General features: G+C 64.5%; 17 protein-coding genes. 12 read left to right on the forward strand and 5 right to left on the reverse strand.

Going from position 1 to position 12,384, the window contains the following annotated elements; genetic code table 11:
• The first annotated feature begins 96 nt into the window (after window positions 1-96).
• Window positions 97-2,271 carry a transglycosylase domain-containing protein gene (locus IEW19_RS17550; RefSeq protein WP_188572885.1) on the forward strand — a complete coding sequence of 725 codons (2,175 nt, stop codon included), beginning with the start codon at window positions 97-99 and terminating at the stop codon, window positions 2,269-2,271.
• A 13-nt stretch (window positions 2,272-2,284) separates the two neighbouring features.
• Complete coding sequence (locus tag IEW19_RS17555) at window positions 2,285-2,800, forward strand: GNAT family N-acetyltransferase (protein WP_188572886.1); 516 nt, start codon at window positions 2,285-2,287, stop codon at window positions 2,798-2,800.
• Window positions 2,801-2,844: 44 nt separating this feature from the next.
• Here IEW19_RS17555 and IEW19_RS17560 read toward each other — a convergent pair whose 3' ends face one another.
• From IEW19_RS17560 to IEW19_RS17570, 3 genes are all read right to left on the reverse strand, one after another.
• Complete coding sequence (locus IEW19_RS17560; protein ID WP_188572917.1) at window positions 2,845-3,441, reverse strand: DnaJ family domain-containing protein; 597 nt, start codon at window positions 3,439-3,441, stop codon at window positions 2,845-2,847.
• A 146-nt stretch (window positions 3,442-3,587) separates the two neighbouring features.
• Window positions 3,588-4,085, reverse strand: coding sequence for an SRPBCC family protein (locus IEW19_RS17565; protein WP_188572887.1), 498 nt, complete (start codon window positions 4,083-4,085; stop codon window positions 3,588-3,590).
• 12 nt (window positions 4,086-4,097) lie between these two features.
• Window positions 4,098-4,430, reverse strand: a complete 333-nt coding sequence (locus IEW19_RS17570) for an ArsR/SmtB family transcription factor (RefSeq protein WP_188572918.1) — start codon at window positions 4,428-4,430, stop codon at window positions 4,098-4,100.
• 208 nt (window positions 4,431-4,638) lie between these two features.
• Here IEW19_RS17570 and IEW19_RS23620 point away from each other — a divergent pair, with 208 nt between their 5' ends.
• The gene (locus tag IEW19_RS23620; protein ID WP_229748548.1) at window positions 4,639-4,812 is read left to right on the forward strand and encodes a hypothetical protein; all 174 of its coding nucleotides are present in this window, start codon (window positions 4,639-4,641) and stop codon (window positions 4,810-4,812) included.
• On the forward strand, window positions 4,788-5,204 hold the full coding sequence (locus tag IEW19_RS23625) for a type 1 glutamine amidotransferase family protein (RefSeq protein ID WP_229748549.1): 417 nt from the start codon (window positions 4,788-4,790) through the stop codon (window positions 5,202-5,204). The genes IEW19_RS23620 and IEW19_RS23625 overlap by 25 nt, the downstream gene beginning before the upstream one ends.
• 55 nt (window positions 5,205-5,259) lie before the next feature.
• Here the strand turns inward: IEW19_RS23625 and IEW19_RS17580 are convergent, their stop codons facing one another.
• Window positions 5,260-5,994, reverse strand: a complete 735-nt coding sequence (locus tag IEW19_RS17580; protein WP_188572888.1) for a GAF and ANTAR domain-containing protein — start codon at window positions 5,992-5,994, stop codon at window positions 5,260-5,262.
• A gap of 72 nt (window positions 5,995-6,066) precedes the next feature.
• On the opposite strand from IEW19_RS17580, the gene IEW19_RS17585 reads away from it, so the two are divergent.
• The 8 genes from IEW19_RS17585 to IEW19_RS17620 all read left to right on the forward strand — a co-directional run bounded on the left by IEW19_RS17585 (window position 6,067) and on the right by IEW19_RS17620 (window position 11,291).
• Window positions 6,067-6,786: a GAF and ANTAR domain-containing protein gene (locus IEW19_RS17585; RefSeq protein WP_188572889.1), complete on the forward strand. Its 720-nt coding sequence runs from the start codon at window positions 6,067-6,069 to the stop codon at window positions 6,784-6,786.
• 9 nt (window positions 6,787-6,795) lie between these two features.
• Window positions 6,796-7,155, forward strand: coding sequence for a hypothetical protein (locus IEW19_RS17590; RefSeq protein WP_188572890.1), 360 nt, complete (start codon window positions 6,796-6,798; stop codon window positions 7,153-7,155).
• 186 nt (window positions 7,156-7,341) lie between these two features.
• Window positions 7,342-8,073: a GAF and ANTAR domain-containing protein gene (locus IEW19_RS17595; RefSeq protein ID WP_188572891.1), complete on the forward strand. Its 732-nt coding sequence runs from the start codon at window positions 7,342-7,344 to the stop codon at window positions 8,071-8,073.
• The gene (locus IEW19_RS17600) at window positions 8,070-8,321 is read left to right on the forward strand and encodes a hypothetical protein (RefSeq protein ID WP_188572892.1); all 252 of its coding nucleotides are present in this window, start codon (window positions 8,070-8,072) and stop codon (window positions 8,319-8,321) included. Before IEW19_RS17595 ends, IEW19_RS17600 begins: the two co-directional genes overlap by 4 nt.
• Window positions 8,318-9,085, forward strand: coding sequence for a GAF and ANTAR domain-containing protein (locus IEW19_RS17605; protein WP_188572893.1), 768 nt, complete (start codon window positions 8,318-8,320; stop codon window positions 9,083-9,085). Before IEW19_RS17600 ends, IEW19_RS17605 begins: the two co-directional genes overlap by 4 nt.
• 228 nt (window positions 9,086-9,313) lie before the next feature.
• The gene (locus IEW19_RS17610) at window positions 9,314-9,508 is read left to right on the forward strand and encodes a hypothetical protein (protein ID WP_188572894.1); all 195 of its coding nucleotides are present in this window, start codon (window positions 9,314-9,316) and stop codon (window positions 9,506-9,508) included.
• Window positions 9,509-9,708: 200 nt separating this feature from the next.
• On the forward strand, window positions 9,709-10,161 hold the full coding sequence (locus tag IEW19_RS17615) for an SRPBCC family protein (protein WP_229748550.1): 453 nt from the start codon (window positions 9,709-9,711) through the stop codon (window positions 10,159-10,161).
• A 92-nt stretch (window positions 10,162-10,253) separates the two neighbouring features.
• A complete protein-coding gene (locus tag IEW19_RS17620; RefSeq protein WP_188572896.1) occupies window positions 10,254-11,291 on the forward strand; it encodes a nitronate monooxygenase in 1,038 nt (345 codons plus the stop codon).
• Window positions 11,292-11,306: 15 nt separating this feature from the next.
• Here the strand turns inward: IEW19_RS17620 and IEW19_RS17625 are convergent, their stop codons facing one another.
• Window positions 11,307-12,347, reverse strand: a complete 1,041-nt coding sequence (locus IEW19_RS17625; protein WP_188572897.1) for an NAD(P)-dependent alcohol dehydrogenase — start codon at window positions 12,345-12,347, stop codon at window positions 11,307-11,309.
• Window positions 12,348-12,384 lie beyond the last annotated feature (37 nt).

Genomic DNA, 12,384 nt, shown 5'->3' on the forward strand with positions numbered 1-12,384 from the left:
ATGGTTTGGCGTGACCAAATCCTGACCTTTCCGCCTCTGGTTCGCCCCTCGGCGGGAGCGTATCCTGATCCCACCTTCGAGCGCGAGGGCTGAGGAATGGCGAAGAAGCGGAAGCGCAGGCGGCACGGTTTTGGCGCCGGAATGGGACGCCTGGTGGGGTTCGTTGCCGCAAGTATCCTGTGTGGCATCCTGGCAGCGAGCCTCGTGGTCCCGGCCGTAGCGGCCGCAGGAATGGGCGTCAGTACCTCCATCGGATTCTTTGAAAGCCTGCCGGCGGAACTCAATGTCCAGCCGCCGTCGCAGGCCACCAAGGTCCTGACCGCCGATGGGCAGCAAATCGCTACGTTCTACGCGGAGAACCGTGTGAAGGTGCCGCTGGACCAGATGTCCCCCTTCATCAAGGACGGCATAATTGCCGTTGAGGACAGCAGGTTCTACGAGCACGCAGGCGTAGATCCGCAGGGGATACTGCGCGCGCTGGTATCCAATTTGACCAAGGGTGGCGAGCAGGGCGCGTCCACCATCACCCAGCAGTACGTCACCAACGTCCTGAACGAGGCGCAGCTCTCGCAGGACAGGCCGGACGCGGTGGTGTTGAACGGGCAGAAAACCCTCGCTGACAAGCTGCGGGAGATGAAGCTCGCGGTCACCATGGAAAAGAAGTACACAAAAGACCAAATCCTCGAGGGTTACCTCAACATCGTTTTCTTCAGCAGCAACGCCTACGGCATTGAAGCCGCAGCACGCTACTTCTTCAGCACCAACGCAAAAGACCTCACCCTCCCCCAGGCAGCATTGCTGGCTGGCTTGGTCAACAGCCCCACCCTGTACAACCCGGCCACCAACCCGGACAAGTCGATTGCGCGGCGGAACCACGTTCTGTCCGAGATGCTGCGCCTGGGCAAGATCAGCCAGGCCCAGCACGATGAGGCCGCGGCCACGCCGATCCAACTGAAGATCACCCCCCAGCAACAGGGCTGCGCCAATGCGGCCATGGCGCCGTACTTCTGCGATTACATTTCCCACCTGATCCTGAACAATCCCGCCTACGGGCCGACGGAAGCTGAACGCGAGCGGAGACTGTTCCGCGGCGGCCTGACCATCGTCACCACCCTGGACAGCAGGCTCCAGTCCGCCGCCCAAGCCCAGGTGGACGGGACGGCCGGCGCAAATCCGGACCGGTGGGCGGCCTCGCTGCTGACCATCCAGCCGGGCAGCGGCAAAATCCTGGCGATGGCGCAGAACACTGTGTTCCTGCCAGCTCCGGGCAAGTTCGATACCAACCTGAACTTCAATGTGGATGCCAAGGACGCCCAGGGCAACGACCTGAACGGTGCCGGCGGCTTCCAGCCCGGGTCCACCATGAAGCCGTTCACGTTTGCTGAGTGGCTGAACGAGGGCAAGTCGCTCACCGCCCCGGTTGACGCCTCACGCCGCGTTTACCCGCTGGGATTCCCGTGGAGGGACAGCTGCGGGAAGGTGCTCGGAGCCTATAGCACGGCGCAGTCAAACCCTGCCCTTGGTGCTGCCGACGACCTGCAGAACGCCGAGGACGGCTTCTACCGGCCCATGCCCGTCAACTATGGGCTGTATAACTCGATCAACACCGCCACGTTCGCATCGGCTGCGCAGCTTGATTTCTGCGGTATCCAGAAGATGGTGGACTCTGTAGGCCTGCACAGCGGCCTGGACAGCGCCCCGGTCAACATGCACCAACTGGGCAACCTGCTGGGCGGCATCGGCGTTGCCCCCCTCACCCTGGCAAACGCCTTTGCCACATTCGCCACGGAGGGCCGCTACTGCGCACCTATCGCCCTGGTTGACGTTACGGATGCGGCAGGGGCAAAGCTGCCGGCCCAGGCCCCGGACTGCCATGACGCAGTGAAGCCGGATGTGGCCCGAGGCGTCAACTCGGTGCTGCAGGACGTCCTGAAGAAGGGCTCCGGCGTCTGGATCAACCCAAAGGTTCAGGACAAGGTTCCCACCGCAGCCAAGACGGGCACCTCGAACACCAACGGGTCCACCTGGGTGGTGGGCTACACCACCGGCATGGTCACCGCGTCCTTCTTCGGGGATGCGCTGGAAGGCCAAAAGCGGGCAGGCCAGAACGTGACCATCAACGGCACCTTCTACCCCCGCCTGGACGGATACATGATCGCCGGGCCGCAGTGGGCCAACTACATGCTCAAGGTGGCACCGCTCTATCCCGCAGCCCCGTTCGCACCACCGCCCGGTTCAATGATCGGACCGAACCCCAGCCCGAAGCCCTAGACTCATGGGTGGCATGCAGACCCTCAAGACAGAGCGGCTCATCCTGCGGCCCTGGGAGCCGGACGACGCCGGCTTTGTCCTGGACCTCTATTCCCGCTGGGAGGTGCAGCGCTTCATAGGCAACCAGCCACGGATCATGACCAGCATTACCGAAGCCCGGGAGCGCATCGACTTGTGGCGCACCATGAACAATCCTGTGCATGCGGCTTGGGCGGTGCAGCTCAAGAGCGAAAACCCAAACCGCCACAACCCCTCTGCCCAACCCGCCGGAGCGCTGCTCCTGAAGGCCATCCCGGCGTCGGGCGCTGACCTGCCGCTCCAGCCCTCGGGCGACACGGAGATTGGCTGGCACTTCCACCCGGACCACTGGGGCAACGGCTACGCCACGGAGGCAGCGCAAGCTGTTCTCGAGTACGCGTTCTCCAGCGGGCTGCCCCAGGTTGTCGCGGTAACCCATCCCGCGAACACCGCGTCGCAAGGGGTTTGCACCAGGATCGGGCTGATCCATCGAGGGCAGACGGACAAGTAGTACAACTCGCTTTGTGAGCTGTTCGAGCGCTCGAACCCCGTGCCCTAACCGGCCCCCTTCCACAACCGTTTCCACCAGGAGCGTCGGGGTTCCGGTTCCGCAGCGGCTTGGACAACCAGCGCTGCGGCACGCCGGGTGCGCCAGCGCCCCACTTCCTCCTCCACGTCGCGGGTCCTGGTGACCACCGGCGGTCCGCCCTGCAGCTGGCGCCGGGCATCAATCACCCGCCGGTTGAAATCCTGCAGGATATCCCGGACCTGCTGCTCCGTGTATTGGGCGTCCAGCTTGGCATCGAGTTCGGCATCCTCGGTACGGAGCAGGATGGCCGCTGGGCCCAGGCCGCTGATGTTCTCCCGCTGGATCAGCCCCTTGACCCACCAGTCGGGGTCGTAGGATTCTCCCAGGCCGGGAATCGGTTTACCCGCGTACTTGAGGTTGTCGAACTTGCCCTGCGCCATGGCATCCCTCACCAGGTACTCCGCGCGGGCGGCGTCGCTGACCTTCCTGCGCTTCTCCCGCTCCTGCGCGTCGAGGGCGTCCAGCGCGGCTTCCTCCTCGGCGCTGATCCCGGCGCCGCGGTACGAACGGACCTCGGCTGCCCGCTCCAGGCGCTTACGGAAATCCCCTGCCCCGCCGCTCACTGCTGCCACCGCCTTCCCTCGGCCTGATCCCACCTTCCAGTATTCAGCGGAGGGCTTGCGCGTTCAACGCCAAAGGGGAGCGGACGACGGCGGGACGCCCCGCCGTCGTCCACTCCCCTGGGGCCGGGGGAAAGGCTGCGATGGAATCAGGCGTTGGCGTGCTGGGCAAGGATGCTGTCGATCTGACCGACAGCCTGCTTAAGGCCCTCTTCCATTCCCATCGCCATTATTTGCTCCAGCTGCTCCTCGGACTCGAACGTGGATTGGATGGTCATGCGGGTCCGCTGCCCCAGCGACTCCAGGTCTACGGTTGCGTGAGAGATGCCCAGCTCGCCCGTGGGGTTGCCGTCGCTGTCCGCAAAACCGTCGTTGAACTCGAGCTGGCGCGGCGCGTCTATGCTGGTGAACTCCCACCAGCCGTGTGCCTTCTGCCCTTCCGGCCCTGTCATGTAGTACTTGGCCGCGCCTCCCGGCACGAACTCATGCCTGTAGAAGGTCGCCGGATAGGTTGGCGGGCCCCACCAGCGCTCCAGCTGACGCGGGTCCTCGAACAGCTGCCAGACGCGTTCGACTCCTGCGTCGAACTCTGCAACGAGGGTAAGGCTCAGGGCCTCGGGGTTCTTATCCGTACTGATGACTGTCATGGCAATGCCTTCCTAACCTTCAGCGAGAATGTCTGCCATCCTGGCGGCGCGCTGCCGCCAGATCTGTTCATATTCGTCGAGCAGCCGCCGGGCTTTTTGCAGTCCTTCGTGATTGCCCCGCACGATCTGCTCCCTTCCGCGCTTTTCCTTGGTGACCAATGACGCGCGCTCCAACACCGCCACATGCTTTTGTACGGCGGCGAAACTCATGGCATAGAGGACTGCCAGCCCCGAGACGGAGTAGTCGGCCACAGTGACGCGGCGGACAATGTCCCGGCGGGTGGAATCGGCGAACGCCTGGAAGAGGCGGTCCAATTCGGTTTCGCTGAACTGATCTACAACCATTTGGTTGTACATTAGCCCAGCCCAAAGCATGCGTCAATGGTTCTGTAGCTTGTGGGCATGAGCATTTTCCTGGTGGGCGCCGGGCCGGACGCGGGTAGTTCCCCGAGGTGTTTGACAGGTTTGCCGCCGAGGCGGAGCTGCGGGCAGGCCCGGGACGACAGGCCCGCATCGCCGTAGTGGTCCATGACAGCGGTCCCCAATGGGCCGGGTGGCGGAATATGCCGGCCCATTGCAGGAGCGGCTTGCCTGCGACGTGGTTCCTGTACTGCTCGGCAACGGAACACCCACAGATTCCTCGGTGTTTGACGGCGTGGACGGCGTGGTGGTGGGCGGCGGAATGACGCCGGGCTACTGGGAGTGCCTTCGCCCGCGGCAACCGTGATCTCGCGGCTGGCCGCTGCCGGCGCCCCCTATTTGGGTTTTTCCGCGGGAGCCATGGTGTCGTCCCGTGAGGCGCTGACCGGCGGGTACCGGATCAACGGGGTGGAAGTGTGCCGGGAGGAATGCTCTAAAGGCCTGGACGCGGTGGACATCCGCCGGGGCCTGGGGCTGGTCCCGGAGGATGTTCATGCGGCCCAAGCCGGAACATTGAGCCGGGCGGTAGGCGCCGTAGCGGCGGGCATGGTGGAATGGGCCGTCGCCATCGATGAGGGCACGGCGGTGGTGCTGGAATCAGCGGGAGGCAAGGAATATGGCGTTATGGGCAGCGGCAACTGCTGGGACATCCGTCACTCCGGCGGCGACCCCACCGTATCGGTCCGGGCAGCTGGCTGACTGGACCGGGATGGCGCCCGGTCACCGACCGAACCCGCGGCCCGGAACGGGCCGGCTAGGAGTCGAAGTGGGTCTGGACGCTGCTGCCGGACAGCTGCTCGATCAGTTCCTTGGCCACGTCCCGCAGTTTCCGGTTTCGGTTGCTGGAGACCTTGGTGAGGATCTCCATCGCTTCCTCCTGCGAGCACCGGTTCTGCGCCATGATCACGCCGCACGCCAGATTGATTGCGGTCCTGCTTTCAAGCGCCGCCTCCAGGTCGTCGGCCCGGTTCTGCGCGTTATCGATGCGGACGGAGAGGTGCAGGGTGTTGTGGGCAGCGGCGGCAAAGCCCACCGCCTTGTCGTAGACGTCAGCCGTGAACACCCCGGGTTTTGTGGCAAAGAAGTTCAGCGCAGCGCTGGCATCGGCGCTTATCTCCAAGGGCACTCCCAGGGTGCTTCGCACGCCATGCTCGGCAAATTTTCGGTTTAGGGTTTGCCACCGGGGATCCTTGGCAACGTCGTCGATAATCACCGGCGCCATCTCCCGCAGTGCCCGGATGCAGGGGCCATCCCCCACGGACTGCTCGATATGGTCCAGTTCCACAGCGCGGGCACTGCTGCCGGCGGCAGTTGCGGGGCGGCGGCGGAGCTTCAGGGTCACGGCGCACTCAATCGCGTCACCGGAAGCTTCAGACAGTGCCGCTGCCGCCAATCCTGAGAGTCCCGACAGGAATTCCACAGCATTCCCGGCACCCACCAGAATCTCCTGCAGGTGCTGGACGGTCTCTTTATCGGCAGAATTCAGCATGGGGTTCATCTTACGGCGGCCTTTGCCCGCACGGCAGCGCAGCCGTCGGCTCCGGGGGCTTATCCTGATGGAATGGCGCATCAGCTTCCCCTTGACGAGCTAGGCACGGTAATTGCGCGCATCCAAGGGCTGCTGCTGACCGAGGAAAAAGTTACCAGCGCCGTCCATTCCCTCGCCCGTGCGGCCAAGGAGTCCGTGGCAGGAACGATCGGCGCAGGGGTTTCTTTGCTGGATGCCAGGGGGCGCCGCACCAGCAGCGGCTACACCGACCGGACCGTTGAACAGGCGGACGCTGCCCAGTACGAACACGGTGAGGGTCCGTGCCTGACGGCGTGGGCAACGGAGTCGCCCGTGCTGGTGCAAGACGTTCGTGGAGATGAGCGTTGGCCTGCGTGGCAAAAGGCGGTCCTGCATCTGCCCATCCGGTCCGTCGTCAGCGTTCCGCTGATTGCCGGCAAGGAATCCATCGGCGCGCTGAAACTGTATGCCGCTGCCGCCGACGCCTACAGCTCCTCGAGCCCAAGCCTGGTGCAGCTCTTCGCCGCCCCTGCGGCGACCCTTCTCTCACACATCCAGGCCAGCGAGGCACCCCGGAAAATGACGGAAGGACTGCAGTCCTCCCTGTACAGCAGGGATCTCGTCAACCGTGCTTGTGGAGTGCTGATGGAGCGGCTGGCACTCAGCCACGAGGACGCTCTGCAGCAACTGATGAGGGAAGCCCGGGAAAGCGGCAGCCGGCTGCAGGACGTGAGTGCATCGATTCTGGCCGGGACGCCGGCCCTGCGCGACTAGGAACGGTCCGTGGGCTTTGATCGGAATGAGCCGGAACAACGGCGCCGGCTCCGCGCAGCATTGAAGGCAGCTGATATCTCAGTGTCCGAGTTGTGGCTGAAATACTTCAGCCTGTCCGGCGACGCAGGGGAATATGAGGTGGAGGCCTACCTGCAGGGACTCCTCTCCTTACCGGCAATCCAGCGAGACCTGCTGGCGCTTGCCGCAAACGAACTCATCGACGATCTTCCCCGCCCCCGGGCGCCCTACTCCGATGATTTCGCCTCCAGCCGGCCGGCCATGGACGGCGATGAGGGGGGCGGCAGGGACACCAAGGCGGAAAGCGATGACGACGGCGGCGAGACTGGGACGTTGGCGCCCGGGTCCTAGCCGCCCCATTCACGGGGAGAATCGGCCTCTATATCAGAAACCGCCGCAGGAGCGTAGTGTCAAAGGTAGGAGATTTTCGGGATAACAAGACGATCCGGAGGTTGAATACACGGGCTGGCCGCGCCAAGAGCGGAAGCCAATAGCCAGGAGCAACAGCACTTGGCGCAATTTCGGGATTGAGGCCAAATGGCCAGCAACGATGCACTGACCACGGCCGACGAATACCAGGATCTCCTCTTGGAAAGTCCCGGATTCAGCGAGTTCCTCCTGGGCCTCGCCACCCTGTCCGCCTCCCGGCTGGGCGCCGACGGCAGCACCGTGGAGTGCACCATTACCGTGGAACGCGACCGCGCACCCTCCACTGTTGCCGCCAGCAGCGTAGAAGGCCAGCGGCTCGACGAAACCCAATACGGTTTCGGCTCGGGCCCTTGCCTCACAGCCCTCCGGCAGCAGCGGACGGTACTCATTGACGACTTAGCCAACGACCAGCGGTGGGGCCGGTACATGGCCAGCATCGCGAAGGCCGATGTTCGCTCCGTCCTGGCGGTTCCCATCCCTACAGATCCTTCCGCACGTGCAGCCCTGAATTCCTATGCGCACACCACCCACGCTTTCGATCCCGCTGCCGTGGCGTTGGTGGAGGACCATGCCGCTTCAATGTCCCGCATCCTTCGCCTTGCCCTGCGGCTGCATGCCCCGGAAGTCCTCCCGGGCAAGCTCCGGGCCGCCCTCAAATCCCGCGCCGTCGTGGACGCGGCCGTCTCGCTGGTCATGCTGCAGACTCGCGGCGGAAGGGACGGCGCCCTTGAACTCCTCCAGGCGGCTGCCAGTTCCACCAACCGGCGGATCCAGGAAATTGCACGGGAGATCGTCGAAGGAACACAACTCCCATACAGCCCGGATGGAAGTAAACGGTGAACGCTGACTGGACCGGCGGCCCGGATCAACTGGTTGAAGCCGACGGGCAGCGGCGAACTGCAGCGAGGCGTTTCCGTGATGCCAGCGTGCCCCTCATCGAGCTGTGGACGTACTACTACGGCCTCGGAGGCGACGTCGACGAGATGTCCTTGGACGCCTACCTGAACGAGGCCCTGCGCCTTCCGGCAGCCCAGGTGGGTCTCATCACCACGGCAATGAATGAATTTTTTGGAGTTGACCCCGAATGACGGACAACGATGGTTTCCGGCAGGGACCAGGCGGCTTCGGCCCAGGGCCGGATACGGAGCTGACGCTGCAGCAGTTGGTACTGGAAAGCACTGACATCAAGGCTTTCCTGACGGAGCTGGCGGTCCTGGCATCATCCCGGCTGTCGGTGCCGGGGAACACCATCCACAGCGGCGTCACAGTTCTCCGGCACAAGAGGCCGGAGGCGGTAGCCGCCAGCGACGCCGCAGCCAGCGCGCTGGACGAGTTGCAGAACGGTTTTGGCGAAGGCCCCTGCCTCACCGCGCTCCGGAACGGGCACACCATCCTCGTTCCCGATCTTGCCGCCGAAACCCGGTGGGAACCATATATCCGGACTGCCATGCACCACGGCGTGTCTTCAATCCTTGCCGTCCCGTTGGATCTCGCCGGGGAAGCCGAAGCCGTCCTCAACCTCTACTCGGGATGCAGCAACGGGTTCTCGGCTGAGGACACAGCCACCGCCGAAAGTTTCGCGGGCCAGGCGGCAAGCTCGCTCCGCCTGATTCTGCGGATCACGCAGCTCAGCGAAGCCAGGAACGACATGTCCGTGGCCATGCAGTCACGGACAGTGATCGATATGGCAGTCGGGGCAATAATGGCGGAGAACAGGTGCAACCGGGACACGGCCTTCGGCATCCTGACACGCGCGTCGAACACCAGGAACGTCAAGCTCCGCGAAGTGGCCGCAACGGTCATCACCTCCATCTCAGGGGAAGAGAAGATCACCGCGCACTTCGATGATTAGGCGTTGGCCCACTGCCCACACGTGATGAGAAACACCTGCAAAATAGACCGATTCGGTTGAGTCACGGCTTTCCGCCCGGGCACTATGGATGGGAGGGGTGGAACATCCGCCCCTGAAATCCTGGTGACGCAACGAGGCCCACCGGTGAGCACTGGCCACCGACCCTCCGAGCGCGGACAGGCCACTGCCGGACGCCGAGCCGGCTTGACTCAGGGAAAGTACTGAACAATGACGTTTAACACTGCCGAATCCGTGACGCTGAAGATCTGGGACCGGGGCTCACTCCACGAAACCCTGGATTCCGCGGTCTCCGACCTTTCCTCGCGCCACAACACCACCACCTGCCGCATCGCCGTCACGTGCAGCGGCCCCAACACCTTCACGTTGAGCGTGCGCGGGGACGAGCCGGCGCTGGCCCTCTAAGCGGTCCACCCACTCAAGGCGCGGACGCACGGCGGGACCCTCTCGCCGTGCGTCCGCGCCTTTTTTACTGCCCTGGGGCAGACGACACAAGGTTCTCCAATCCTCCGGGGCTTTGGCCCCTAGCTGGGCCCGGAGCGGCCTAAGTAGCGTCTGTACTTGATCATCACCAATCATCCGGCCGCAAGCATAAGGAGTATCCCATGGGCCATATCAAGGTGAGCATTCCGATCGACGCGCCGGTGGAGCGCGTTGTCGAGGTGGCATCAGACCCCAGGCAATGGGCGGCGTGGTGGGTCAACCTGGGTGAAGCTGAGAAGATCGAGGGCGACGGCGGTGCGGGAACCGTCGTCGAGCACAAGTACCTCATGGCGGGTGTCCCCTTCCACGTGACCACAAGGGTTACGGGGAGGGAAGAGACAGCCGGCGGTGGACAGCGGGCGCGCATTGAGTTCGAAGGCCCCCTTAAGGGGTGGCAGACGTGGGACTACGAGCCCGGCGGGAACGGCACCACCCTGGTGACTGCCGAGTTTGAGTACAACGTACCCGGGAGCGCGGTGGGGAAGCTCGCTGATCAGCTCATCATCGAGCGAATGCAGGAACGGGCGCGCCAGCAGACCCTGGAGAACCTCAAGCTCCTCGTCGAAGCCGGGTGACGCGGACCAGGACGGTCCTCCCCCGCCGCTTCGAACGGAAGCGCAGACCGGCGTAGCATTCGTCAGGTAGGCGCAAAGAGCGGAGAGGGCAGATGGGTACGCAGCAAAAGGCCGGCAGGTTTCGCCTCAAGTCCCTGCCACTGCCCGTCATCCAGGCCCCAATGGCCGGCGGACCCTCAACCCCGCGACTCGCGGCTGCAGTCAGCGCGGCCGGAGGGCTGGGCTTCATCGCTGGGGGCTACAAAACCGCCGGGGCCATGCGCGCCGAGATTGAAGCAGTCAGGTCCCTCACCGGCCGGCCTTTCGGGGTCAACCTTTTCGTCCCCCAGGCCTCAGTCATCAGCCACAAGTCCCTGCAGCGGTATGCCGATTCCCTGGCCCCGGACGCTGAACGCTTCGGCGTCAGCCTGGGAGAGCCAAGGCATGACGACGACGACTGGCAGAAGAAGCTCGACGTCCTGCTGGACCTGGCACCGGACGTTGTTTCGTTCACCTTCGATCTTCCCGCATCCAGCGTGGTGGAAGCCCTCCAGCACCATGGCGTGTACGTGATCGCCACGGTAACGGACCGTCAGGAAGCACTGCAGGCGCTTGCGGCAGGCGCTGACGCGCTGTGCGTCCAGGGCCCGGAAGCCGGCGGCCACCGCGGAACTTTCAAGGCCGACGCCCCTCCTCCCCTGGTGCCGCTTCACGGGATCCTCGGAGAGCTGTCCGATCTTGAAGCGCCGCTCATCGCGGCAGGCGGAATTGCCACCTCGGAGCACACCCGTGCTGCGCTCGCCGTCGGTGCTGCGGCGGTCCAGGCCGGCACGGCATTCCTCCGTGCTGACGAAGCGGGAACCAAGGCTGTGCACCGGGCCGCCCTGGCGGCGTCAGACCGTTTCACCACCACCGCCGTCACCCGCGTCTTCTCCGGGCGCAATGCGCGGGGACTGCACAACGAATTCATGCGCCGCCATCACGGCGACGCACCCTACGGCTACCCGGAAATCCACCACCTCACCACTCCCCTGCGCGCCGCGGCCGCGGCCGCAGGGGAGCCGGAGTGGCTGAATCTGTGGGCCGGCATCAACTACCGGAACACCACTGAAGGCTCCGCAGAATCGATTCTGCGGAGCCTTCAGCCGTAAGGGTTTGTCCGTGCTTTAGAGGGTGGCGGTGTCAATCACGAAGCGGTACCGGACGTCCGAGGCGAGGACGCGCTCGTAGGCGTCGTTGATCTTTTCGGCCGGGATGACCTCGATCTCGGCGCCCAGGCCGTGCTCGGCGCAGAAGTTCAGCATTTCCTGCGTTTCGCGGATGCCGCCGATCATGGATCCGGCGAAGGAACGGCGGCCGCCGATCAGTGCGAAGGCATTGACGGGAAGGGGCTCGGCGGGAGCGCCGACGTTCACCAGGGCACCGTCGAGCTTCAGCAGGCCCAGGTAGGAGCTGATGTCGATCGAGGCGCTGACCGTGTTGATGATCAGGTCGAACTGGCCCGCGAGCTGCTCGAAGGTGGCGGGATCGCTGGTGGCGAAGTAGCTGTCAGCGCCCAGGCGCAGCCCGTCTTCCTGCTTCTTCAGCGACTGCGACAGGACCGTCACGTCCGCGCCCATGGCGTGGGCGAGCTTGACGGCCATGTGGCCCAGGCCGCCAAGGCCGACGACGGCGACCTTTTTGCCGGGACCGGCGCCCCAGTGCCGCAGCGGGGAGAACGTGGTGATGCCCGCGCACAGCAGCGGTGCCGCGACATCAAGCTCGATGCCCTCGGGGATGTTGACGACGAAGTCCTCGGTCACCACAACGTGGGTGGAGTAGCCGCCCTGGGTGATGGTGCCATCACGGTCCACGGCGCCGTAGGTGCCAACGTTGCCCTTGAGGCAGTACTGCTCCTCGCCCTTCTGGCAGTTGACGCACTCCTTGCAGGAGTTGACCATGCAGCCAACACCAACGCGGTCACCCACCTTGTGCTTGGTCACCTCTGCGCCCACCTCTGTGACGATGCCCGCGATTTCGTGGCCGGGCACCAGCGGATACTGCTGCGGGCCCCAGTCGCCGCGGACGGTGTGGATGTCCGAGTGGCAGATGCCGGCGAACTTGATGTCGATCAGGACGTCATGGGGACCCACTTCGCGTCGCTCGATAGTGGTTGCCACCAGGTCCTCCGTGGCGGACGGGGATGCATAAGCCTTGACGGTAGTCATGGTTCTCCTGTGATCTGTTGGGGGATATTCGAAATGC

This window comes from Arthrobacter liuii, from assembly GCF_014639275.1.
GTDB lineage: Bacteria > Actinomycetota > Actinomycetes > Actinomycetales > Micrococcaceae > Arthrobacter > Arthrobacter liuii.